Below are 22723 nucleotides of genomic sequence, written 5' to 3' on the forward strand. Positions count from 1 at the left end.
TGCACGAACCCCTGGCCGCATCGGCAACGGCCGGGCCGAGCGCTGACGCGGGGCCGTATGGGCGCCCAGCACCCGCGCGCGTTGTCCCTGTGCGAACCGGTCGCGCGCCCGCGCCTCGTCGTGCACGTGGTCGACGCGCTCGACACGGCGCAGACGGAAAACGGCCTGCTGAACCTCATCCGCCATCTGCCGCCCGAGCGCTATCGCCACGCCATCGTCTGCCTGCACGACCGCGGCGGCGACGAGGGCGGCATGCGCGAACACGGCGTCGAGATCGTCAACCTGCACAAGCGCGCCGGGCGCGATCCGCTCCATTACCTGCGCATGTTCGGCGTGCTGCGGGCATTGCGGCCCGACCTGATCCACACGCGCAACGGCACCGGCCTGCCGGCCCAGCTCGTCGCAGCGCTGGCCGGCGTCAAGCTGCGCGTGCATGCCGAACATGGACGCGCGGCGGCAGGCGCCGGCCGGTCGGCCGGGCTCGCCGCACGCGTGCTGCGCCGCATGCTGTGTCCGCTGATCGACCATTTCATCGCCGTCAGCGGCGACCTCGAACAATGGCTCATCGAATCCGTGGGCGCGGAGCCGGCGCGCGTGTCGCAGATCGCGAACGGTGTCGACAGCGTGCAATTCCATCCGCGGCTCGGGCCCCCGGCCGTCGTCGGCCCGCCCGGCTTCATGCATGACGGCGTCTTCGTCGTCGGCAGCGTCGGCCGGATGGACGACGCCGGCAACCACACGACGCTGGTCGAAGCCTTCCTGCGCCTGATCGCGTCGCCGCACCCGGCGCACCAGCGGTTGCGCCTGCTGCTCGTCGGCGACGGGCCGGCGCGCACCGAATGCCAGGCGCTGCTGCACCGGGCCGGCGCGGCCGCGCGCGCGTGGCTGCCGGGCGCCCGTGCCGACGTCCCGCAACTGCTGCGCGCGATGGACCTGTTCGTGCTGCCTTCGCTGGCCGAAGACCGCTCCAACACGATCCTGCAGGCGATGGCGACGGGCCTGCCGGTCGTGGCCTCCGCCGTCGGCGGCAACACGGAACTGGTGCATCCCGGTTTCACGGGCATCCTCGTGCCGCCGATGTCGACGGAGCTATTGGCGTCGGCGGTCGCCGATTACTGCCGCATCCCCGCCATGGCGACGCGCCACGGCGCGCGGGCCCGCACCCAGATCATCGCCCGCCACAGCATGCCGGCGATGGCGCGCGACTACCTGGCCGTCTACGATGCCCTCACGCGCAGCGAACCGGCGGACAGCCTGCGACGAGTGCGCTGATGCGTGTCCTGCATGTGCTCGACGCGGCGTGCGCGCGCCCGACGGATTACGCCCTGCGCACACAAGCCCTGCTGGCGGCGTTGCGCGCGCAGGGCGTGCAGACCGTGCACCTGAGCGCCGCGGGCGCGTGCGCCGCCGATGACCGGGACGCCTGGCCCCATCACGCGTGGCACCTGTACCGTACGCCGGCGCCGCAGACGCCGCGGTGGCTGCTGCGCTGCTGCCCGGACGTGGCGAACGGCGCGGCGCTGGCCCTGCGCCTGCGCCGGATCACGCGGCTCACCCGGCCCGACCTGATCCACGTCCATGCGCCGAGCGTGCACGCATCGGCCGCCTGGCCCGTGGCGCGGCTGGGCCGCTTGCCGTTCGTCGTCGATGCGGACCGCCGCGCCGCCGCGGGCGGCGGCAGCCGGCCGTTCGACCGCTTCGTCTGCGCCCGGGCCGATGCGCTGGCCGCGCCCAGCGTCGAAATGCGCGCGGCGCTGCGGGCCGGCGGCATCCGCCCGCGCCGCATCGCGATCCTGCCGCCGGCGGCCGACGTGATGGCCGCGTCCGGTTGCGTGGCGCGGCCGTTCGACACGCTGGATGCGCCGCTGCTCGCCTATGCCGGCGACCTCGATAGCGCGGCCGGCCTCGACCTGCTGCTGGCCGCGCTGCGCGACCTGCGCCGCAATCGTCCGACGCTGCGCCTGCTCGTCGCCGGCGGGGGCGCCGGCATGGAGGCGCTCGACACGCGGATCGCGGCGGCCGGATTGAACGGGTATGTGCGCGTCACGGGACGGCTGCCCGCCCGCCGCGCCGCCGACGTCCTGGCGCGGGCCGACATCGCCGTATTCCCCGCGCTGGCGGGAAGCGGAACGCTGGCGCCCTCGCGCCACCTGCTCAATGCGATGGCCCAGGGGTGTGCCGTCGTCGCGTCGGACATCCCGTGCCACCGCGACCTGCTCGTGCACGGGCACAGCGGGATGCTGTTCGCGGCCGGCAGCCGGCAGGCGCTCGCGGACGTGCTGGCGCGCCTGCTCGACGGGACGTATCGGCTGCGCCCGCTCGGACAGGCGGCCGCGCAATGCATCGCGGCCACGCACAACTGGGCGGCGGCGGCGGCGCGTTACCGCCGGTTGTACGCATCCGTTCTCGCCGACGTACGGGGCGGCCGGGATGGATGCTGAACATCGCCCTCTCCCACATGTCCACGCCAAATCGTCTATAGTGATGCCTCTGTACAAAAGAAAAACCAAGAGAACGCGATGAAATTTGACGTAGCCATCGTCGGCAGCGGCCTGGCCGGCCTGTCGGTCGCCCTTCATTTGGCGCAGACCCGCAAGGTCGCCATCATCTCCAAGCGCGAACTGCTCGACGGCGCCAGCAACTGGGCCCAGGGTGGCATCGCCGCCGTGCTGGATTCCGGCGACAGCCATGACCAGCATATCGCCGACACGCTCGTCGCCGGCGCGGGCCTGTGCGACGAAGCGGCCACCCGCTACATCGTCGAGCACGGTCGCGAAGCGATCGAGTGGCTGATCGAACAAGGCGTGCCCTTTACCCGCGACGAGACCGCGGAACTGGGCTTCCACCTGACCCGCGAGGGCGGCCACAGCCAGCGCCGCATCATCCACGCGGCCGACGCCACCGGCCACGCCGTGCAGGTGACCCTGGAACAGAAGGTGCGCGCGCATCCGAACATCACCCTGTTCGAACACCATTGCGCGATCGACGTGATCACGTCGGACAAGCTGCAGCCGGGCGGCGTCCACGCGGGCCCGGCCCTCGTCGGCCAGCCGCGCTGCCACGGCCTGTACGTGCAGGACGAAAAAAGCGGCAAGGTGCTGACCTGCGAAGCGGAACACACGGTGCTGGCCACGGGCGGCGCCGGCAAGGTCTACCTGTACACGACGAATCCCGACACGGCGACCGGCGACGGCATCGCGATGGCCTGGCGTGCCGGCTGCCGCGTGTCGAACATGGAATTCATCCAGTTCCACCCGACCTGCCTGTACCACCCGTTCGCGAAATCGTTCCTGATCACCGAAGCCGTGCGCGGCGAAGGCGGCCTGCTCAAGCTGCCGCCCGAGGCGGGTCCGGCCGCCGGCACCCGCTTCATGCCGGCGCACGACGAACGGGGCGAGCTGGCCCCGCGCGACGTCGTGGCGCGCGCCATCGACTTCGAGATGAAGAAGCGCGGCCTCGACTACGTGCACCTCGACATCACGCACCAGAGCCCGGAATTCATCAAGGAACACTTCCCGACGATCTACGCGCGCTGCCTCGAACTCGGCATCGACATCACGAAGGAACCGATCCCCGTCGTGCCGGCCGTGCACTTCACGTGCGGCGGCGTCGTGACGGACATGGCGGGCCGCACCGACATCCCGGGCCTGTACGCGGTCGGCGAGACGGCGTACACGGGCCTGCACGGCGCCAACCGCCTGGCCAGCAATTCGCTGCTGGAATGCCTCGTCGTGGGCCGCGCCTGCGCGCACCAGATCGCCGCGGCGCCGCCCGTCGACCTGCCGCCGCTGCCCGCGTGGGACGAGAGCCGCGTGACGAACGCGGACGAGGAAGTGGTCATCGCCCACAACTGGGACGAGCTGCGCCGCTTCATGTGGAACTACGTCGGCATCGTGCGCACGACCAAGCGCCTGGAACGCGCGAAGCACCGCATCAAGCTGCTGAAGGAAGAGATCGACGAGTACTACCGCAACTTCCGCGTCTCGAACGACCTGCTGGAGCTGCGCAACCTCGTCGAAGTGGCGGAGCTGATCGTGCGCAGCGCGCTGTCGCGCCGCGAGAGCCGGGGCCTGCATTATTCCCGCGATTATCCGGACACGCTGCCCAAGGCCCTGCCCAGCGTGCTGACGCCGCGCCGCCGCTGACCGGGTTGATGAACCAGAAGCTGACGCCGTCCACCGCCCTGCTGCTGACCGTCCCGCCGCTGCTGTGGGCCGGCAACGCCATCGTCGGACGGCTGGTGCGCACGGCCGTCCCGCCGATGACGCTGAACCTGCTGCGCTGGACGATCGCGCTGGTCGTGCTGCTGCCGCTGGGCTGGGAAACCTTGCGCCAGGCCGGCGTACTGGCCGCCATCCGGTTCCGCTGGCGCCGGTATGCCTTGCTGGGCCTGCTCGGCATCGGCATGTACAACTCGCTGCAATACCTGGCGCTGCAAAGCTCGACGCCCATCAACGTGACCCTCGTCGCGTCCGGGATGCCTGTCTGGATGATGCTCGTCGGCCGGCTGTTCTACGGCATGGCCGTGCGGACGCGCCAGGTCGCCGGGGCATTGCTGTCGATCGCCGGCGTGCTCGTCGTGCTGTGCCGTGGCGACGTCGGTCAGTTGCTGGCCCTGCGCCTCGTCGCCGGCGACCTGTACATGATCCTCGCGACGATCGCGTGGTCGTTCTACAGCTGGATGCTGCTGCAGCCGCAGGACGAGCCGCTGCTCCGCGCCGACTGGGCGGCGTTCCTCGGCACGCAGGTCGGCTTCGGCCTGCTGTGGTCGGGCGCCTTTGCCGGCGCCGAATGGGGACTGGGCGCGCACGCCATCGCGTGGAGCTGGCCCGTCGCGGCCGCGCTGCTGTTCGTCGCCGTGGGTCCGGCCGTGCTGGCGTTCGCGCTGTGGGGCGCCGGCATCCGCCGCGCCGGACCCGGCATCGGCGCGTTCTTCGTCAACCTGACGCCGCTGTTCACGGCGCTGCTGTCGTCAGCCTTCCTGGGCGAGCTGCCGCATGCCTATCACGTGCTCGCATTCCTGCTGATCGTCGGCGGCATCGTCGTGTCCGCCAAGCGTTGATACGTGGCCGCGGCGATGGCGGCGGGAATCGTGTTTTCGTCGGGGCATCGGTAATGTTACGATCCCATGCGGAAGGAGCACATCGATGGCCGAAGCATTCACCATCCACGACCACGCGGCGCGGATCGCCGCATTTCTCGACCGGCATCCGCGCGCCCTCGTGCTGACGGGCGCGGGGCTGTCGACCGCATCCGGCATTCCCGATTACCGCGACCGCGACGGCGCCCGGCGCGGCAAGCCGCCCATCCACGGTCCGGATTTCCGCAAATCCGACGCCGTGCAGCGGCGCTACTGGGCGCGCAGCATGATCGGCTGGCCCGTGCTCGCGCAGGCCAGGCCCAATCACGGCCACCGGGCGATCGCCGGGCTGGAGCGGCTGGCACGGATCGGTTCCGTGCTGACGCAGAACGTCGACGGCCTGCACGGCCAGGCCGGCAGTCACGGCGTGCTGGAATTGCACGGCAATATCCACACGGTCGTGTGCCTTGACTGTTCGGCGGTGTTCCCGCGCGCGTTCGTGCAGGGACAGCTGGAAGAATTCAATCCGCAGATGGCGGGCGCGAACGCGACGCCGCTGCCGGACGGCGATGCGTCCGTCGAGCCGGCGGCGCTGGCCGATTTTCGCCTGCCTTACTGTACGTGCTGCGGCGGCACCTTGATGCCGAATGTCGTGTTCTTTGGCGATAACGTACCGCCGGCACGCACGGCCATCGCGCTCGCACAGATGGAGCGCGCCGATGCGCTGCTTGTCGTGGGATCGTCGCTGATGGTCTACTCGGGCTTCCGCTTCTGCCGCATGGCTCACGCCGCGGGCAAACCGATCGCCGCCATCAACCTCGGCCGCACGCGCGCCGATGACCTGCTCGACATCAAGATCGAGGAAACGGCCGAGCGCGTGCTGCCGCTCGCGCTGGAACTGCTCACCAAGGGTTCGGAACACACTGGAAGAGACACACCATCCATACCACTCGACGGGGGAATACTGTGACGACAACTTTGCGCAGCACGCCGATCAAGCCCTGGCAGGCCGGCGCCATGCTGGCCGGCCTTGGCCTTGCGGCATCCTATTTTTATGTACGTTCCAAAACGAAGCAGGCCGAAGCGGAGAATCCGCCCCAGGGCCGTTTCGTGAAAGCCGACGGCGTGCGCCTGCACTATGTGGAGCGCGGCAGCGGCCCCGTACTCGTGCTGCTGCATGGGAATGGCGTACTTGCCAGCGATTTCCAGACCAGTGGCCTGATGGACAAGGCGGCCGAGCACTACCGCGTGATCGCGTTCGACCGCCCGGGCTTCGGCTACAGCGAACGGCCGCGCGGCAAGGTGTGGACGCCGCAGGCCCAGGCGCGCCTGCTGCATCACGCGCTCCAGGAAATCGGCGTCGATTCGGCCATCGTCCTCGGTCACTCGTGGGGGACGCTGGTCGCGCTGTCGATGGCGCTGGAGGTGCCGGACTTCGTGCGTGGCCTCGTCCTGCTGTCGGGCTATTACTACCCGAGCCTGCGCGCGGACGTGCCGCTGCTGTCCGGGCCCGCCATCCCGCTCGTGGGCGACCTCATGCGCTATACCGTGTCGCCGCTCATCACGCGCATGCTGTGGCGGCCGTTGACGAAACGGGTGTTCTCGCCACAAGCGGTCGACACGCGTTTCCGCGAATTGCCGGTATGGATGCTGCTGCGGCCGAGCCAGCTGCGCGCCAGCGCCGCCGAGACCGTGATGATGGTGCCGGCGGCGGTCGCGCTGGCCAAGCGCTATCCGGAACTGAAGGTGCCGGCGGTGATCATGGCCGGCACGCAGGACAAGATCGTCGATTTCGGCCACAACTCCGAGCGCCTGGACGAGCGCCTGCCGGACAGCGAGCTGCAACTGCAGCCGGGTGTCGGCCACATGACGCATTACGCGCATCCGGACAAGGTGCTGGCGGCCGTCGACGGGATCGCGGCGCGGGTGGGGGAATCCGTCTATCGGCGCAATCCGCAAGCGGAGGCGCTGGCCAGGGCCAGCGAGAGCGGGACGTAAGGGGCTAGACGCACAATGACCGTCGATCGCGCGCAGGCGGGAGCGCGATTTCGGTGGCGCATCATGAAATACCCGTCGCTCCCGCGCAGGCGCGAGCTTAATTTCTGTGGTGCATCACGGAAAATTGGGTTCCCGCCTGCGCGGGAATGACGCCGTTTTGATGCAGCGTGAGCCCCGGCGCGAGTGGAACGTAAGGAACTTGACGCAACCGAGCCGTCGCTCCCGCGCAGGCGGGAGCCTAATTTCAGTGGCGCATCACGGGAAATTGGGTTCCCGCCTCCGCGGGAACGACGGTGTTCTGGTGCGGCGTAAGACGGTCAGCCGACGATCCGCAGCGAGTAATCGGTCGCCTTCACATCCTTCGTGAGGCTGCCGATCGAAATGCGGTCGACGCCCGTCTCCGCGATCGCCCGCACCGTCTCCAGGTTGATGCCGCCGGACGCTTCCAGCAGCGCGCGCCCTGCGTTGATGCGGACCGCGTCACGCATCATGCCCAGGTCGAAATTGTCGAGCAGCACGGATTTGGCGCCCGCGACGAGCGCCTCCTCCAGCTCGGCGATCGACTCGACCTCGACCTGGATCGACACGCCCGCATCCAGCGCGGCGGCCGCCCGCAGCGCCGGCGTGATGCCGCCCGCGGCCGCGATGTGGTTTTCCTTGATCAGGATGCCGTCGTACAGCGCCATGCGCTGGTTCGCGCCGCCGCCGACGCGCACCGCGTATTTCTGCGCCAGCCGCAGGCCCGGCAGCGTCTTGCGCGTGTCGAGGATCCTGGCTTTCGTGCCGGCGACGACGTCCACATAGGTGCGCGTGGCCGTCGCGACGCCGGACAGCAGCTGCAGGAAGTTCAGCGCCGCGCGCTCCGCCGTCAGCAGCGAACGCGGCGAGCCCGTCATCGTGCAGACGATGCTGTCGGCCGCCATCACATCGCCTTCGGCATAGCGCCAGTCGATCTCGATGTCCTGGTCGACGGCCAGCATGATGCCCTCGAACCAGGGCGCGCCGCACAGGACAGCCTGCTCGCGCACGAGCACGCGCGCCTGCGCGCGAGGTTCTTCCGGCACGAGCTTGCCGGTGAGGTCGCCGCTGCCGACGTCTTCCAGCAGCGCGGCCAGCAGGTTCTGTTCGAACGCGGCCTGCAGTTTCTCGTCGAACCGGCCTTCGTCGGCGTATGGATTGCGCAGTGTGCTCATGCAGGTCCGATCCCGTTGAAAAGTTTGGCTTCCTGTTCCAGCGCACCGGTCGGCAGGGCCTTCGCCTTCTTGGCGGCGGCGAAGTCGAGCATGCGGTCGATCGCGCGCCTGGCCTGCCTGCCGGTTTCCGGATCGACGAAGATCTCGTTCCTGCCGTCCGTCGCTTCCAGGACGTCGGCCAGGTTCTGCAGGCCGTTCATTGCCATCCACGGGCAGTGCGCACAGCTCTTGCAGGTGGCGCTGTTGCCGGCCGTCGGCGCTTCGATCAGCGTCTTGCCGGGCGCGGCCATGCGCATCTTGTGCAGGATGCCGTTGTCGGTGGCGACGATGAAGTGCGTCGCGTCCATCGTCTGTGCCGCATTGATCAGCTGCGTGGTCGAGCCGACGATGTCGGCCTGGGCGACGACGTTGGCCGGGGACTCGGGGTGCACGAGCACTTTCGCGTGCGGGTACTCGGCGCGCAGCAGGTCCAGCTCGACGCCCTTGAATTCGTCGTGCACGAGGCAGGAGCCCTGCCACAGCAGCATGTCGGCGCCCGTCTGCTTCTGGATGTACGAACCCAGGTGGCGGTCCGGCGCCCACAGGATCTTCTTGCCCTGCTCGTGCAGGGACTTGACGATGTCCAGGCCGATCGACGACGTGACCATCCAGTCCGCGCGCGCCTTCACGGCCGCGGACGTGTTCGCGTAGACGACGACCGTGCGGTCCGGATGCTGGTCGCAGAACGCGGCGAACTCGTCGGCCGGACAGCCGAGGTCCAGCGAGCAGGTCGCGTCCAGGTCCGGCATCAGGATCGTCTTTTCCGGGCTCAGGATCTTCGCCGTTTCGCCCATGAAGCGCACGCCGGCCACGACGAGCGTCCTGGCCGGGTGGTCGCGGCCGAAGCGCGCCATCTCCAGCGAATCCGACACGCAGCCGCCCGTTTCCTCGGCCAGGTCCTGCAGGTCGGCATCGACGTAATAGTGTGCGACGAGGACGGCTTCACGCTCCTTGAGCAGGCGGCGGATGCGGTCCTTCAGCGCGGTCTTTTCCGCGACTTCGAGCGGCGACGGGGTGCGGGCCCAGGCCTCGGCGGTGGAACAGACGCCGCCGACCGGGCGGTCGTATTCGAAGACTTTAACGGGGGCAATAGTATTCATGACTAGATTCTACTCTCCGAGACAAACGTGGGCACGGGGCGCCCACCCTACGGCACGCGACACGTAGGGCGGGCACCCAATGCCCACCGATCAAGCGCGCTGACGTATCAATCCAGGCCCTGGCTCTTGAGGTAATCCTCGTAATTGCCCTGGAAGTCGATCACGCCATCTTCCTTGATCTCGAGGATGCGGGTCGCCAGCGACGACACGAATTCGCGGTCGTGCGAAACGAAGATCAGCGTGCCGGCATACTTGTCCAGCGCGATGTTCAGCGACTCGATCGATTCCATGTCCATGTGGTTGGTCGGCTCGTCGAGCAGCAGCACGTTGTGGCGGCCCAGCATCAGCTTGCCGTACATCATGCGGCCCTTCTCGCCGCCGGACAGCACGCGCACCGACTTCTTGACCTCGTCGCCGCCGAACAGCAGGCGCCCCAGGATCGAACGTACGGCCTGGTCGTCGTCGCCTTCCTTCGTCCACTGGCCCATCCAGTCGGTCAGGTTCAGGTCGGTGGCGAATTCCTCGGTCGGATCCTGCGGCATATAGCCCGGGTTCGCGTTCTCGGCCCATTTCACGCGGCCGGTGTCGGCGTCGAGACCGGTGATCGGGGCGCTGCCGATCGAGCGCAGCAAGGTCGTCTTGCCGGCACCGTTGGCGCCGATGATCGCGATGCGTTCGCCCGCCTCGACCATGATCGAGAAATTCTTGAACAGCTGACGGTCGTAGGATTTCGACAGGCCTTCCGTCTCGACGGCCAGGCGGTGCAGCTTCTTCTCGCCTTCGAAGCGCACGAACGGATAGGCGCGCGACGACGGCTTGAATTCCTCGATCTTGATCTTCTCGATCTGCTTGGCGCGCGACGTCGCCTGGCGGGCCTTCGACTTGTTGGCGGAGAAGCGGCGCACGAAGTCCTGCAACTCGGCGACCTTCTCCTTGGCCTTGGCGTTGTTGGCCAGCTGCTGGTTGCGGGCCTGCGTCGACGCTTCCATGTAGTCGTCGTAATTGCCCGGGTAGACCTTCAGCGTGCCGTAGTCCATGTCGGCGACGTGGGTGCAGACCGAATTCAGGAAGTGGCGATCGTGCGAGATGATGATCATCGTCGAGTTACGCTGGTTCAGCATGTCCGCCAGCCAGCTGATCGTGTGGATGTCCAGGTTGTTGGTCGGCTCGTCCAGCAGCAGGATGTCCGGATCCGAGAACAGGGCCTGCGCCAGCAGCACGCGCAGCTTCCAGCCCGGCGCGACGGCGCTCATCGGGCCCTGGTGCAGGTCGGTGCCGATGCCCAGGCCCAGCAGCAGCTCGCCGGCGCGCGCTTCGGCCGAATAGCCGTCGTACTCGGCGACCTTGCCTTCCAGTTCGGCCGCTTTCATGTAGTCGTCGTCGGTCGCTTCCGGATTGGCGTAGATGGCGTCGCGCTCGCGGATGGCGTTCCACAATTCCGTGTGGCCCATCATGACGACGTCGAGCACGCGCACGTCCTCGTACGCGAACTGGTCCTGGCGGAGCTTGCCGAGGCGCTCGTTCGTATCGAGGCTGACGTTGCCGCCGGACGGCTCGAGGTCGCCGCCGAGGATCTTCATGAAGGTCGACTTGCCGCAACCGTTCGCGCCGATGAGGCCGTAACGGTTGCCGTCGCCGAACTTGACGGAAATATTTTCGAACAGCGGCTTGGCGCCGAACTGCATCGTGATGTTGGCTGTACTGAGCACTGGGAAACCTTATTGCGTGTGTTTTCGATTAACCGCGCATTTTACCACTGCGGGGGTGGCCTGCGTCAGGCACGCTGCAGTGTCGGGTAGGCGGCCATGGTCAGCTTCCACTGTCCGCCGTCGCACAGCAGGTGGCCCTGGGCGCCGAACGGAATCGTCACGCGGCGCGGGATGTGGCCGAACTCCAGCCCCGTCAGCACGGGCACGGGCAACGTGGCGCGCACATGGGCGAGCATCTCGTCGAAGTTGTAGCCGTTGTCCGCGGGCGCCAGGCGGTAGCCGGAGAAATCGCCCAGCACGACGGCGCGCTGGCGCGCGAGGACGCCCGTGTGCATCAGTTGCAGCAGCATGCGTTCGACGCGGTAGGGATGCTCGGCGATGTCTTCCAGGAACAGGATGCCGCCGTCGATCTGCGGAAAGTACGGCGTGCCCGCCACCGACATGACCATCGCGAGATTGCCGCCCCACACCGTGCCGGTGACGTCCAGGCGTGGGTTCGCGGCGCCGTGCCCGGACACGGTGTGCGTGGGGCCGGCCAGGCAGTGCCAGAAATCGTCCAGCGTGAAGCCGACGGGTTCCTGGGCGCCGAAGTCGCCGGCGAACATCGGTCCGGCATAACTGGGCGCGCCCGTCCTGGCGTACAACCCCATCTGGAAGGCGGTCATGTCGGAGTAGCCGACGAAGATCTTGCCGCTCGCGGCCATGCGTTCGAAGTCGATGTCCGCCAGCAGCCGGGTCATGCCGTACTGGCCGCGGATGGCCATCACGACCTGCACGTCCGGGTCGGCGGCGGCCGCCTCCAGCTGGGCGAGGCGCTCGGCGTCCGTCGCGCCGAAGCGCTGGTGCCGCTCTTCGTGCTTGTAGTAATTGTGGACCAGGATGCCCTGGGCTTCGAGGCGCGCGATGCCGCGCGGGATGGCGTCCGGCTCGGGGGCGCAGCCGCCCGGCGCGACGAGGGCGATGCCCAGCTTGGAAATAGTCACTGTTTGACGAAGAGCCTTGGAGTCGAGTCGGGCGCCATCTTACCGTGCGCATGGGCGTCGATCAAGGCGAGGAGCCGTTCCAGCAGCTGGGCCGGCAGGTCGTGGCCCATGCCTTCGATGACCTCGAGGCGGGCGCCGGGGATGGCCTGCGCGGTGTCGACGCCGCAGGCCGGCGGCACGAGCGGATCGGCCGCGCCGTGGATCACGAGCGTGGGCGCGGCGATCGTCTGCAGTTGCGGGGTGCGGTCGCCGCAGGCCGTGACGGCCAGCATCTGGCGCACGACGCCACCGGGACAGCAGTTGCGGCGCAGCGCGCGCGCGACGCGGCGGCGCAGGTGTTTTTCCGGCGTCGGATACGCGGGGCTGCCGATGGCCTGCAGCAGCTGGACGTTGTAGTCGACGGCGCTGTCGATGTCGCCGGCGCCGTTCCAGCCGCGCGGCCGGCGCAGCAGTGCGCGGCGGGCGGCCTGCGTCGGGCCCGGCAGGCCGCGGCGGCCGCTGCTGGACATGATCGACGTGAGGCTGAGGACGCGCGCCGGGAACCGCGCCGCCATCAGCTGCCCGACCATGCCGCCCATCGATATCCCGACGATATGGGCACGCGCCACGCCGAGCGCGGACAGCACGCCGATGGCATCGTCGGCCATGTCTTCCAGGCGGTACGGCGGGCTCAAGGGCAGGCGCAGCACGGACTTCAGCCAGGCCAGCGTGAGGCTGGGCGTGCCGGCATGCTCGAACTTGGTGGACAGGCCGCTGTCGCGATTATCGAAACGGATCACGTAAAAGCCCAGCTCGACGAGGCCTTCGACGAATTCGTCGGGCCAGGCCGTCAGTTGCAGGCCGAGGCCGGAAATCAGCAGCAGTGGCACGGCTTTCGGATCGCCCGCGGTGTCGAAGGCGATGCGGATCCCGTTGGCGTTCAGACTAGGCATGGCGGCGTCGCCGGCACCGGGTCGACCGGATCAGGTAGGGGTGCCGAAAGTTGAGCGGTTGATCCAAGATGTACTCCCTGCCGTGGTGCAGCAGCGGCATGGAACCAGCATACCATTTTCGGCAAAGCGGTGGCGTCAGCGATGCGCGCCGGCGCGCGCCCGGTCAGTCCGTGGACGCGGGCGCGGCGGCGGCAGCAAGAGGCGTGCGCCGGGCGGCGCGGCGTTCGGCGAAGAAGGCCTTGAGCATGGCGCTGGCTTCATCGGCCAGCACGCCGCCGACGACGTCCGTGTGGTGGTTCAACTGCTCCAGCGCGAACAGGTCGAGGATGGAGCCGCACACGCCCGTCTTCGGGTCCGGGGCGGCATACACGACGCGCGCCAGGCGCGCATGCATCATGGCGCCCGAGCACATCGCGCACGGCTCCAGCGTGACGTACAGTTCGCAGCCCGGCAGGCGGTAATTGCCGAGCTTTTCCGCGGCCGCGCGCAAGGCGACGATTTCCGCGTGCGCCGTCGGGTCGTGGCGGCCGATCGGCTGGTTGAAGCCGGCGGCGACGACCTCGCCGTCGCGCACGACGACGGCGCCCACGGGCACCTCGCCCGCCGCCCAGGCCTTGCGCGCTTCCTGCAGCGCCAGGCCCATCCAGGCGGCGTCGTCCGGGTCGGCGATGGCGATCGGGTCAGGCATCCGTGATTTCGGCCCAGCAGTTCGGCGTTTCGTGCAGCACGAGCTTGTGCAGGCGCAGGCCGGTGCCGTAGCGGTCCTTGTAGACGGCCTTGAGGATGTTCCACGCCACCTGCGCGAGGTTCTCGACGGTCGGGATGCGGTCGATCACGACGGTCTTGTGGCCCGGCAGGCTGGCGAGGAAGCCGCGCACGGACTCGTCCTTCTCATAGACGAGGAAGGCATGGTCCCACACGTCGACGAGGTGCTCCTTGGCGAGCGCCTTGATGTCCGAGAAATCCATGATCATGCCGTTGTCGGAGTTGCCTTCGACGTCGATGACGGCGCCGGTCAGCGTGATTTCCAGCGTGTAGCGGTGGCCGTGCAGGTTGCGGCACTGGCTCTTGTGGTCGGGGATGCGGTGGCCGGCGTCGAATTCCAGCTTGCGGGTAATGGTCAGCATGTGTGCTTCAGGGAATGTTCAGGAGTTTATGGGTCTGGAGGCTGAGCTTCCACCTGGGATTGCGGCGGCACGTGTCGATGGCCAGTTGGGTGTTGAACCGGGCCAGCGGACCGTCCATCGGCTGGACGAAGAAATTCTCGAAATCCAGGTGCTCATAGGCGGACAGGTCCTGCCCCGCCTGCGGGATGACGACCTTGATTTCGTTGCCGCGCTCGACCACCAGCGTCGAGCCCATCTTGGGGCTCACGCAGATCCAGTCCACGCCGGCCGGCACGGGCAAGGTGCCGTTCGTCTCGATGGCGATCGTGAAGCCGACCGCGTGCATGGCATCGATCAGCGCGGCGTCCAGCTGCAACAGCGGCTCGCCGCCCGTGAACACGACGTATTTGCTGGCCGGATAGGTGTCTGGCCACAGGCTGGCGATGTCCGCGGCCAGGCTGGCGGCGTCCTTGAACTTGCCGCCGCGTTCGCCGTCCGTGCCGACGAAATCGGTATCGCAGAACTGGCAGACGGCCGTGGCGCGGTCGCTCTCGCGTCCCGTCCACAGGTTGCAGCCGGAAAAGCGGCAGAACACGGCCGGCCGGCCGGCATGGGCGCCCTCGCCCTGCAGGGTATAGAAGATCTCTTTGATGCTGTAAGTCACGGTAAAAATCCGGGGAAGCTCGCGTCAACCTTCCATTATACCGCGTTGGTACGGGGGCGCAGAAGCGGCCCGCTTTTGGCTGCGACGTGCCGTAAAGACGTCAAAATTGACGACGAGCAAAAACGCGTCGTTCGGAAAGTCGTACCTTTGAATACGGAAAGTTCCTAATCGCGTCGTCCTAGTCCTCGTCGAAGGGATCGTCATGAAAACCGTGCTGCTCCAGTCGCTGCGCGTCACCCTCGGGGCCCTGCTGGTGCTGACCCTGTGGATCGGGTTCGCCGGCCATGCCCGCGTGCTCGCCATGCCCGAGCGCATGCAGGCGGGCGTTCTGGTACTCGTGATGATGGGCGTGCTGTTCGCCACGCTGTTCCGGCGCGTGCGCAGCGAAGACCGGATCGCGCGCCTGGAGGCCGCGCTGTGCCGCGAACAGACGGCGCGCAGCCAGGCCGACCAGGCGCTGGCGGAGTCCGACATGCTGCTGGGCCGTCTGACGGGCGGCGCCGAAGCCCGCCGCGGCAGCCTCGATCCGCTCGCGCAGCTGGTGGCGATCCAGTCCGAGCTGCTGCAGGTGCGCCGCCAGTACGCGCTCGAAGATCCGCTGCTGGCCTCGCGCATCGACTTGTTGTGTACCCGCGTCGACCGGGTCGCCCACGCGATCGTCTCGGCCCACGCTTTCGACCCGGGGTGAAGCACCGCTGATCTCTCTTGCTAAAGATCAAGGGGGCGCCATTGTCCGGGGCGCACAATCGGTTCTCGTCAGCAAGTAATTGCTCAACAGACAGAACCGAAGGACGCCTCATGACAAGCACAACAACAATACAGCGCCTCATGGATTCCTCGGGCGCGACCGGCGCGCCGGCCGCTGCTGATCGCGCTTTCTCGCACCAGCTGATGGAGACGCTGGCCATTCCCATCTTCGTCCTCGACACGACGTCCCGCGTGATGTTGTGGAATCGCGCGTGCGAACGCCTGACGGGCGTGCCCGCGCACGAGATCATCGGCACGCGCGAACACTGGCGCAGCTTTTTCGAAGACCGCCGCCCTACCCTCGCCGACCTGCTGATCGAAGAGCGCGCCGCGGAAGCGGGCCGGATCCAGTCGCGTCACGGCCTGGCCGACGATACGCACCTGTCGGCCGAGAGCTGGTGCGACATGCCGCGCCTTGGCCGGCGGCGCTATCTCGCGGCCGACGCCTGTCCCATCTACGACGACCGCGGCCGGCTGGCGGCCGTCGTCGAGACGCTGCGCGACATGACGGACGAAAAGCTGGCCCAGATCGCCCTCGAACAACTGGCCACGCGCGACGGCCTGACCGGCCTGGCCAACCGCCGCTGCTTCGACGAGACCCTGCACGCCGAATGGGCGCGCGCGCTGCGCCAGCGCCAGCCGCTCTCGCTGCTGATGGTGGACGTCGACAATTTCAAGGCCTATAACGATGCGAACGGCCACCTGGGCGGCGACGAATGCCTCAAGCGCATCGCCACGGCCGTCGCGAGCGAAATGCGCGCGAACGACCTCGTGGCGCGCTACGGCGGCGAGGAATTCGCCGTCATCCTGCCGAACCAGTCCCTGAAAGGCGCGGCCAGCGTGGCCGAGCGCATCCGTACCCGCGTCGAACAACTGCAGGTTCCGAACCGCCTGGCGGACGGACAGCACGTCACCGTATCCATCGGCGCGGCCACCGCCATCGCGGCCCCCGACAACAGCGCCAGCGAACTGGTCGCCATCGCCGACGCCGCGCTGTACCGCGCCAAACACATGGGCAGGAACCGGATCAGCCTGCCGCTGACCGAGCCGGCCTGAGCCGACTCCTCGCGGTCACAACGTGGCGCGGTCCCACCCGTGCCGCACGGCCGCCTTCATCTTGTCCCAGGTCGACGCGCTGTCCTTGCCATAGCGCGCATCCCAATCCGAACGCAGGTCGTTTTCGACGTCGGACCAGTCGCGGTTGCGGTATCGGACGTCATTGCGCATCTGGGCGCCGTAGCGGTAGGCCGGGGCGGTGTCGTCGTAGCTCGTGCCGGTCGATGAATACGTGTCCGACCAGTGGGTGCGGTAGTGGGTATCGTCGTCCGTGCCGGCCGTCTCGCCCGTCATCTTGTCCCAGCCGTGGCGCACGGCCGCCTTGATGCGCTCCCAGGCCGACGGCTCGTCGTGCGCGCCGTACTTGCTGTGCCAGTCGTTCTTGAGGTCGCCCTCGACGTCGTCCCACGCGCGATCGCGGTAAGCGTCGCTGCTGCGCATTTCGTTACCGTAGCGGTAGGCCGGCGCCACGTCGTCGTAGTCGGTGCCGGAGGCGGCGTAGGTTGACTCGTAGTGCGTGTGGTAGTAGGTCGACTCATCCATGTCCGGCGTAATCTTGTTCCAGCCATGGCGCACGGCGTCCTTGAATTTGTCCCACGTCGACGTCCCGCTCGTGTAGCGCGATTCCCAGTCGGCCTTGAGGTCGGCCTGGGCATCGTCCCAGTGGCGGCTGCGGTACTTCTGCAGGCGGCGCGCTTCGTCGCCGTAGCGGTAGGCCGGCAGGTAGTCGTCGTACTTGTCGGACGCGTTCGAGTACTTCGCGTTCCAGTGGCTGCGGTAATAGCTGTCGTCGTCGATGTCCGGCGTGATCTTGTCCCAGCCGCGGCGCACGGCGGCCTTGAACTTGTCCCACGTCGACGCGCCCGGATGGCGCTTGTCCCAGTCGCTCCTGAGGTCGGATTCGACCTCGTCCCACGAGCGGTCGCGGTACCTGGTGCTCGTGCGCATCTCGGTGCCGTAGCGGTAAGCGGGTGCGTATTCGTCGAAGCCGGCGCCCAGGCTCGAGTAATTGTCGTGCCAGTCGGAGTGATACCAGTCGTCCTCGTCCATGTCCGGCTTGAAGCGGTCCCAGCCGTGGCGCACGGCGGCCTTGAACTTGTCCCAGGTCGAGGCGCCCGGATTGCGCGCTTCCCAATCGCTGCGCAGGGTCTGCTCGACGTCGGACCAGTCGCGGTCGCGGTATTTCTCGTCGCGGCGCATCTCGTTGCCGAAGCGGTAGGCCGGCGCGTAGTCGTCGTAGCTGCCGCCCTCGCCCGCGTAATTCCGGTTCCAGTCGTTGCGGAACGTGTCGTCGTACGTGCTGTCCGCGCCCGTGTCGCGGGAGTACACGCGCACGTTGCCGCGCGCGCCCACGTCGCGCTGCTGCGAACCCGCCAGAGAAGAATCGCGCTGGAGCGAGCCGGAACGGTTGCCCATCATCGCGGTGCCGCCCAGCGACGTGTCGTCCGAGCCGGGGATCGACGCCGTACCCTGCAGCGTGGAGCCGCTCTGGTTCAGCGAGCCGCCCTGCGCCGACTGGAGCGACGAACCCGTCGCCGGGTTCTGCGCCGAGCTCTGCGTGCCGCTCAGGGTATTGCCGCCGGTGGCGCTGTCCATCGAGCCGCCCGACTGCTCGTTGGCGCCCTGCGGCTCTTCGTAGGTCTGGCCCTTGGGAACCGGGTCGTTGATGTTCTGCATGCCGAAGAAATTGCGGTCGTCGTGCCCGGTGAACTGCAGCGAACCCGGCTCCGTGCCCGCCGGCGTGCCCTGGTACGAACCGGACGACGATGCCGTCGACCCGCTGGCGGAACCCATGCCGCCGGACTGCGCCGACATGCTGCCCGACTGCTGCAGGCCGGCCGACGCGGGGGGCGACGCGGTGGCCGCGCCGCGCGTCCACTCGTCATGGTGTTCGTCGATGTCGACGGGACCGAAGCGCTCGATGATGTCCGCCGCGCGCTCCACTTCCGGCTCCGAGTCCGTCGTCAGGGTGAGCACGTGGTGGCCGCGCGTGACGGCATACGAATACTTCATCGCGTGCTCGTTCGTGTCGGAGCCGAACAGGGTCGTGAAGAAATGCTTGAGCGAGGCGCCGAAGCCTTCCTCGTGTTCGCCGGCCAGCCGTTCATCCTCGCCGGTGACGCTGTTCGACTGGCCCGTGGGATCGGCACTCGAGATGCTCACATCGGTGCGCGCAAAGCCCGAGGCCAGCAATTCGTCCAGGGCGTTCCGGGCATCGCTTCGATTGTCGAAGACTGCTACTAGGGTATGTCGCATGATGTTTCCTCCGCTGTCATCGTGTGGGGTTGCCGACCCTGCCGAAGCGCGCCACGCCGACCTGCTCGCCGCCGAGCATGACGTATTCCGCGTGGAGATCCTCGTGCAGGTACTGGTCGAGAGTACTCCAAAGCGGCCGCGTTGCGCGCACCATTGACCCCTTACAACTCATGCGTATCCCGCCACGAAAAACGGGCCGTGCGGCCCGTGTTATCGATGACTTCGGTGAGTCCGCGCACCGACCGGCGCGCGGCTTGCCGGCCGGCGCGTGCGGTGCGGTCAGCCGAACGGATTCGCCACCGTCTTGACGTCCGGCGGCGGCAGGCGGTCCGGCAGGTCCCGCCCTTCCAGCCCGGCCACGATCCGGCCCAGCAGGTCGTGCAGCTGGCGCGCCCTGGCCAGGCCGTCCTTGTCGGCCGTGAGGTCGACGTCGCCCGAGATCGTGATCCGGTCGAGCCGGTTCTCCAGCATCAGGTTGCCGATCTCCACGACGTCGGCCTCGTTCGCGTACGGTGCGAAATTCGGTTTGCTGCTCATGGCTCTCCTCTCAATGGCGGTTGCGGTTGCGGGCCGGCTTGTCGTGGATTTCGGGCAGGTCCAGCACGCGCTCCTTCTCGGCGTCGGTCAGCGCGGGCAGCAGGTTGATGCCGATGATGCGTTCCAGTTCCGGGATCGGGATCACGTTCGCCTTCGCGTCCGGCGCGTTCTCGACGAACCAGGCGGCGCCGGCGCGCTGGCGCGGGCTGTACACGAGTTTATACAAATGGGTCGGCACGAGCACGTTGCCGATCTTGCGCAGGTCCGAGCCGAGGAAGGCCGGCCCGGTGACGACGTACAGGTCGCCCTCCTGCTTTGCCATCCTGCGCACGGCGCCTTCGATGCCGGCCCACAGGTTGCGGTTGTTCTCGCCGTTCTGCGGCACGATGTTGGCGAGGCTGAAGCTGTCGCGCTGGCTGTCGCGGTCCGGCATGTCGCCGTTCGGCGCCATATGGCCGCGGTCGTAGCCGCTGCGCGCGTAGTCCGACAGTTCGGCGCGCTGGTCCGACTGCAGGCGCGGCTCCGAATGGAAGGAATTTTCGCGCGACAATTCCTGCGCCGCCGCGATGTTTTGCGCCTGCAGGTGTTCCGCCGACCACAGCGGCGTGCGCGTGATCCCGGAGTGCAGCACGCTGAAGACGTTGAAGCACAGGGCTTCGGTGGCTTTGCCCAGCTTCGGATTCGTGATCCGCGGCGCCTCCCCGTCGACGAAATGGTCGTTGCAGGATTGTGGCCGCGGCGCGCCGCCGCCCCGCGCCGCGGCCGCCCCCGCGTCGGCATGGGCACGGGCGTCCGGCCGATGCGGGGATTCGCGGTGGCAGGCGCCGAGCGACAGCAGGGATGCCAGCACGAGAGCCGGCGTGAACAACTTCTTAAGCATGATGATTCGACAAAATCAAAGAGTGTGTCATTTTATCCGACGCGCGCTTGCCCTTCCGCAGAAGTCTCCGTATTGCATGCGCGCGCACGCTTCGACACAATTCCCTGCATTTCCGTCCGGAATGCTATAAGATTACGCTTTCAAAAAGCTAAGTATATTTGTCCAAACACGATGGCGATGGATAACCCCTCCATACCTGAGGACCTCCGGCGCTTTGTGCTGACCAGCATCCCTTCGGTTCCGTTCCTGGAGGCACTGCTGCTGATGCGCGCGGATCCGAACCAGGCATGGCGCCGCGACACGCTGGCGCGTCGGCTGTACGTCCGCGAAAAGACTGCGGAAGACTTGCTGGCCGAGCTGTGCACGGCCCGCATCGCCGTTCCCTGCCCCGAGCCCGGGGCGGAAGGCTACCGCTATGACCCGGCGGACGCCGGGCTGCGCGAGCGCATCGACCGCCTGGCCGACCTGTACGCGACCCACCTGGTCGAAGTGACCCACCTGATCCACTCCTCCCTCGACCGCAAGGCCCAGCAGTTTGCGGACGCCTTCAAATGGCGAAAGGACTCATGATGGCGATTACCATCTATGTGCTGTGCACCCTGACGTCGCTTGCCTGCGCCTGGCTGCTGCTGGGCAGCTATCGGCGCACCGGCCACCGTCTCCTGTTCTGGAGCGGCACCTCGTTTGTGGCGATGACCGTGAACAATGTTTTCCTGGTGCTCGACAAGGTCGTGTTTCCCGACGTGTACCTCCTCCCCGTGCGCCAGGTATCCGCCCTCGTGTCCGTACTTCTTTTGCTGTACGGCCTGATTTACGAGAAGGAATGACATGCGCAATGAATTGAACGACCTGTTTGCCGGCGGCATCGCCATGGCCTCCTTCGTCATCGCGCTGTGCTTCCTGCGCTTCTGGCGCAGTTCGCGCGACCGGTTCTTCCTGTATTTCGCGCTGTCGTTCGGCATCGAGGGCGTGCACCGGGTCGTGTCCGCGCTGTCGTACGACGACAACGAGGACTCCCCGCTACACTATCTTGTCCGGCTGCTGGCCTATGGCCTGATCCTGTGGGCGATCCTGGAAAAGAACCTGCCCGCCCGCGGCGGGCGGCGCGACGGCGGAAATTAGCGTGCGCCCGGCCGCCGTCCCCTGCGCCATAATCGGCCGCGACACCATTCGAGGAGGACGGCATGACGAAACAGGACAAGCAGGACAAACGCAAGGACGGCGCGAACCGCAACCTCCAGCGCGCCGATCCCGGGCCGGCGCAGCGGTCGCACGACCGCTCGGAAAACCTGCTGCCGGACGACGATGCCCAGGACGGCCGCTACGACGTGGCCGAGGAAGTGAACCTCGACCAGCAATCGGACCAGCTGCGCCGCGTGGGCAAGCCGCCCAGGGACGTCGGCCCCGGCTAACCCGTCAATCCCATGCGCAGGCCTTCGATCGTGTGGGCCTGCTCGATGCTTTCCAGCGCCGGCACGATGCGGCAGCGCAGGTGCTCGCGCACGGCGGCCGGGAGCGCGTCCCAGTAGGCCTGCGTCACCTGCAGGTCGTGCTTCTCGGCGTTGCGGCCGTCCGGCGCATCGACCCCGAGCACGAGCACGGGCCGCGACTGGCGGCTGCGGTTCGCCGTGCCGCGGTGGATCGTCAGCGCGGATCGGGCCGAGATGTCGCCCACTTGCGGCAGCTTGCGCTGGGCGCGCGCCTCGTAGCGCGGGTACAGCGCCGGATCGGGGAACATCGGGTCGCCGCCCGCGAGATCGTCCCACTGCGTGCCCGGCGCGATTTCGAACGGGCCGACCTCCTCCGTCACGTCGACCGTCGTGAGGTTGAACGCGAGCGAATTCAGGCGGCGCCCGACGAGCGTCTCGGGCGGCGCCGGGAAGTCGCGGTGCCAGGGCTGGTGCATCGCGCCCGGGAACGGGATGTCGAACCCCACTTCCACGATCTTGTAGTCCGGCCCGAGCACGGCCCGGCACACGGCGACGACCCACGGATGCGTCGCCAGGTCGACGAACCCCCGCAGCCGTTCCGGATGCACCTCGACGTAGAAGCGGCAGGGGCCGCGCTCGAGGGCGCCGCAGGGACGGGCGCGCGCCTCGGCGAACAGGGTCTCGATGTCGTCCTTGAGTTGCGCCACCCATTCGGCGCTGAAGGCGCCCTTGCAGGCGATGATGCCGTCGCCGTACAGGCCGCCCATGATGGCGCCCACCTCGTAGCCGGCGCTCCCGTTCGATGCTTGCATGGTGTCCTCCTTGCTGTGCCGCGGCCCCATCCTACCGGCGATCCACGCCGGATGGCGCCCGGCTGCCGACTGTTGACAGCCGGGCGCGCAACTTCTACAGTCGCAACACGATGATCCCCACACCCTGCGCATGCATTCCGCGGTAAATACCGCACCCGCTTATCGGGCCGCTTATCGGGCCGCTTATCGGGCCGCTTATCG

24 protein-coding genes are annotated in these 22723 nt (G+C 67.8%); 12 read left to right on the plus strand and 12 right to left on the minus strand.

Annotation, left to right across the window (positions count from 1 at the left end; translation table 11 throughout):
- Positions 1 to 57 precede the first annotated feature (57 nt).
- The 6 genes from ACEN9Q_RS10820 (at position 58) to ACEN9Q_RS10845 (ending at position 7078) form a co-directional block, all read left to right on the plus strand.
- Entirely contained in the window at positions 58 to 1272 is a 1215-nt protein-coding gene (locus ACEN9Q_RS10820) for a glycosyltransferase (protein ID WP_495628396.1), read from the plus strand.
- Entirely contained in the window at positions 1272 to 2441 is a 1170-nt protein-coding gene (locus tag ACEN9Q_RS10825) for a glycosyltransferase family 4 protein (protein ID WP_495628397.1), read from the plus strand. The genes ACEN9Q_RS10820 and ACEN9Q_RS10825 overlap by 1 nt, the downstream gene beginning before the upstream one ends.
- 78 nt (positions 2442 to 2519) lie before the next feature.
- Complete coding sequence (gene nadB / locus ACEN9Q_RS10830; RefSeq protein WP_056446754.1) at positions 2520 to 4145, plus strand: L-aspartate oxidase; 1626 nt, start codon at positions 2520 to 2522, stop codon at positions 4143 to 4145.
- An 8-nt stretch (positions 4146 to 4153) separates the two neighbouring features.
- Complete coding sequence (locus ACEN9Q_RS10835) at positions 4154 to 5062, plus strand: DMT family transporter (protein ID WP_495628398.1); 909 nt, start codon at positions 4154 to 4156, stop codon at positions 5060 to 5062.
- Positions 5063 to 5147: 85 nt separating this feature from the next.
- Positions 5148 to 6050 carry an NAD-dependent protein deacetylase gene (locus ACEN9Q_RS10840; protein ID WP_495628399.1) on the plus strand — a complete coding sequence of 301 codons (903 nt, stop codon included), beginning with the start codon at positions 5148 to 5150 and terminating at the stop codon, positions 6048 to 6050.
- Complete coding sequence (locus ACEN9Q_RS10845; RefSeq protein WP_495628400.1) at positions 6047 to 7078, plus strand: alpha/beta fold hydrolase; 1032 nt, start codon at positions 6047 to 6049, stop codon at positions 7076 to 7078. Before ACEN9Q_RS10840 ends, ACEN9Q_RS10845 begins: the two co-directional genes overlap by 4 nt.
- A 317-nt stretch (positions 7079 to 7395) precedes the next feature.
- On the opposite strand, the gene nadC is transcribed toward ACEN9Q_RS10845, so the two are convergent.
- The 8 genes from nadC to queE all read right to left on the minus strand — a co-directional run bounded on the left by nadC (position 7396) and on the right by queE (position 14804).
- The gene (nadC, locus tag ACEN9Q_RS10850; RefSeq protein ID WP_056446766.1) at positions 7396 to 8271 is read right to left on the minus strand and encodes a carboxylating nicotinate-nucleotide diphosphorylase; all 876 of its coding nucleotides are present in this window, start codon (positions 8269 to 8271) and stop codon (positions 7396 to 7398) included.
- Entirely contained in the window at positions 8268 to 9410 is a 1143-nt protein-coding gene (gene nadA, locus ACEN9Q_RS10855; protein WP_495628401.1) for a quinolinate synthase NadA, read from the minus strand. Before nadA ends, nadC begins: the two co-directional genes overlap by 4 nt.
- Before the next feature lie 107 nt (positions 9411 to 9517).
- Positions 9518 to 11119 carry an ABC-F family ATPase gene (locus ACEN9Q_RS10860; protein ID WP_082548207.1) on the minus strand — a complete coding sequence of 534 codons (1602 nt, stop codon included), beginning with the start codon at positions 11117 to 11119 and terminating at the stop codon, positions 9518 to 9520.
- Between the two features lie 65 nt (positions 11120 to 11184).
- Complete coding sequence (ldcA, locus tag ACEN9Q_RS10865) at positions 11185 to 12102, minus strand: muramoyltetrapeptide carboxypeptidase (RefSeq protein ID WP_495628402.1); 918 nt, start codon at positions 12100 to 12102, stop codon at positions 11185 to 11187.
- Positions 12099 to 13034, minus strand: coding sequence for an alpha/beta fold hydrolase (locus ACEN9Q_RS10870; protein WP_495628403.1), 936 nt, complete (start codon positions 13032 to 13034; stop codon positions 12099 to 12101). Before ACEN9Q_RS10870 ends, ldcA begins: the two co-directional genes overlap by 4 nt.
- 163 nt (positions 13035 to 13197) lie before the next feature.
- Complete coding sequence (gene tadA, locus ACEN9Q_RS10875; protein WP_056446778.1) at positions 13198 to 13722, minus strand: tRNA adenosine(34) deaminase TadA; 525 nt, start codon at positions 13720 to 13722, stop codon at positions 13198 to 13200.
- The gene (queD, locus tag ACEN9Q_RS10880; protein ID WP_495628404.1) at positions 13715 to 14161 is read right to left on the minus strand and encodes a 6-carboxytetrahydropterin synthase QueD; all 447 of its coding nucleotides are present in this window, start codon (positions 14159 to 14161) and stop codon (positions 13715 to 13717) included. Before queD ends, tadA begins: the two co-directional genes overlap by 8 nt.
- A 7-nt stretch (positions 14162 to 14168) precedes the next feature.
- Positions 14169 to 14804, minus strand: a complete 636-nt coding sequence (gene queE / locus ACEN9Q_RS10885) for a 7-carboxy-7-deazaguanine synthase (RefSeq protein WP_495628405.1) — start codon at positions 14802 to 14804, stop codon at positions 14169 to 14171.
- 202 nt (positions 14805 to 15006) lie between these two features.
- On the opposite strand from queE, the gene ACEN9Q_RS10890 reads away from it, so the two are divergent.
- Together ACEN9Q_RS10890 and ACEN9Q_RS10895 are read left to right on the plus strand one after the other, a co-directional pair.
- A complete protein-coding gene (locus ACEN9Q_RS10890) occupies positions 15007 to 15492 on the plus strand; it encodes a hypothetical protein (protein ID WP_495628406.1) in 486 nt (161 codons plus the stop codon).
- Positions 15493 to 15602: 110 nt separating this feature from the next.
- Positions 15603 to 16607, plus strand: a complete 1005-nt coding sequence (locus ACEN9Q_RS10895; protein ID WP_495628407.1) for a sensor domain-containing diguanylate cyclase — start codon at positions 15603 to 15605, stop codon at positions 16605 to 16607.
- A 15-nt stretch (positions 16608 to 16622) separates the two neighbouring features.
- On the opposite strand, the gene ACEN9Q_RS10900 is transcribed toward ACEN9Q_RS10895, so the two are convergent.
- The 3 genes from ACEN9Q_RS10900 to ACEN9Q_RS10910 form a co-directional block, all read right to left on the minus strand.
- Entirely contained in the window at positions 16623 to 18863 is a 2241-nt protein-coding gene (locus tag ACEN9Q_RS10900; RefSeq protein WP_495628408.1) for a hypothetical protein, read from the minus strand.
- Between the two features lie 279 nt (positions 18864 to 19142).
- Positions 19143 to 19400 carry a hypothetical protein gene (locus ACEN9Q_RS10905; protein WP_056446798.1) on the minus strand — a complete coding sequence of 86 codons (258 nt, stop codon included), beginning with the start codon at positions 19398 to 19400 and terminating at the stop codon, positions 19143 to 19145.
- A 10-nt stretch (positions 19401 to 19410) separates the two neighbouring features.
- The gene (locus ACEN9Q_RS10910; protein ID WP_495628409.1) at positions 19411 to 20280 is read right to left on the minus strand and encodes a DNA/RNA non-specific endonuclease; all 870 of its coding nucleotides are present in this window, start codon (positions 20278 to 20280) and stop codon (positions 19411 to 19413) included.
- Positions 20281 to 20544: 264 nt separating this feature from the next.
- Here ACEN9Q_RS10910 and ACEN9Q_RS10915 point away from each other — a divergent pair, with 264 nt between their 5' ends.
- From ACEN9Q_RS10915 to ACEN9Q_RS10930, 4 genes are all read left to right on the plus strand, one after another.
- Positions 20545 to 20850 (plus strand): hypothetical protein, encoded by a 306-nt coding sequence (locus ACEN9Q_RS10915; protein ID WP_495628410.1) that lies wholly within the window; start codon positions 20545 to 20547, stop codon positions 20848 to 20850.
- Positions 20847 to 21107 carry a DUF5985 family protein gene (locus ACEN9Q_RS10920; protein ID WP_229412815.1) on the plus strand — a complete coding sequence of 87 codons (261 nt, stop codon included), beginning with the start codon at positions 20847 to 20849 and terminating at the stop codon, positions 21105 to 21107. Before ACEN9Q_RS10915 ends, ACEN9Q_RS10920 begins: the two co-directional genes overlap by 4 nt.
- A 1-nt stretch (position 21108) precedes the next feature.
- Complete coding sequence (locus ACEN9Q_RS10925; protein WP_056446806.1) at positions 21109 to 21402, plus strand: DUF5985 family protein; 294 nt, start codon at positions 21109 to 21111, stop codon at positions 21400 to 21402.
- Between the two features lie 62 nt (positions 21403 to 21464).
- Positions 21465 to 21692, plus strand: coding sequence for a hypothetical protein (locus ACEN9Q_RS10930; protein WP_495628411.1), 228 nt, complete (start codon positions 21465 to 21467; stop codon positions 21690 to 21692).
- On the opposite strand, the gene ACEN9Q_RS10935 is transcribed toward ACEN9Q_RS10930, so the two are convergent.
- Positions 21689 to 22522, minus strand: a complete 834-nt coding sequence (locus ACEN9Q_RS10935; RefSeq protein ID WP_495628412.1) for a phytanoyl-CoA dioxygenase family protein — start codon at positions 22520 to 22522, stop codon at positions 21689 to 21691. The genes ACEN9Q_RS10930 and ACEN9Q_RS10935 overlap by 4 nt on opposite strands.
- Between the last annotated feature and the right edge of the window lie 201 nt (positions 22523 to 22723).

The sequence above is a fragment of the Massilia sp. Masssp93 genome, from assembly GCF_059491295.1.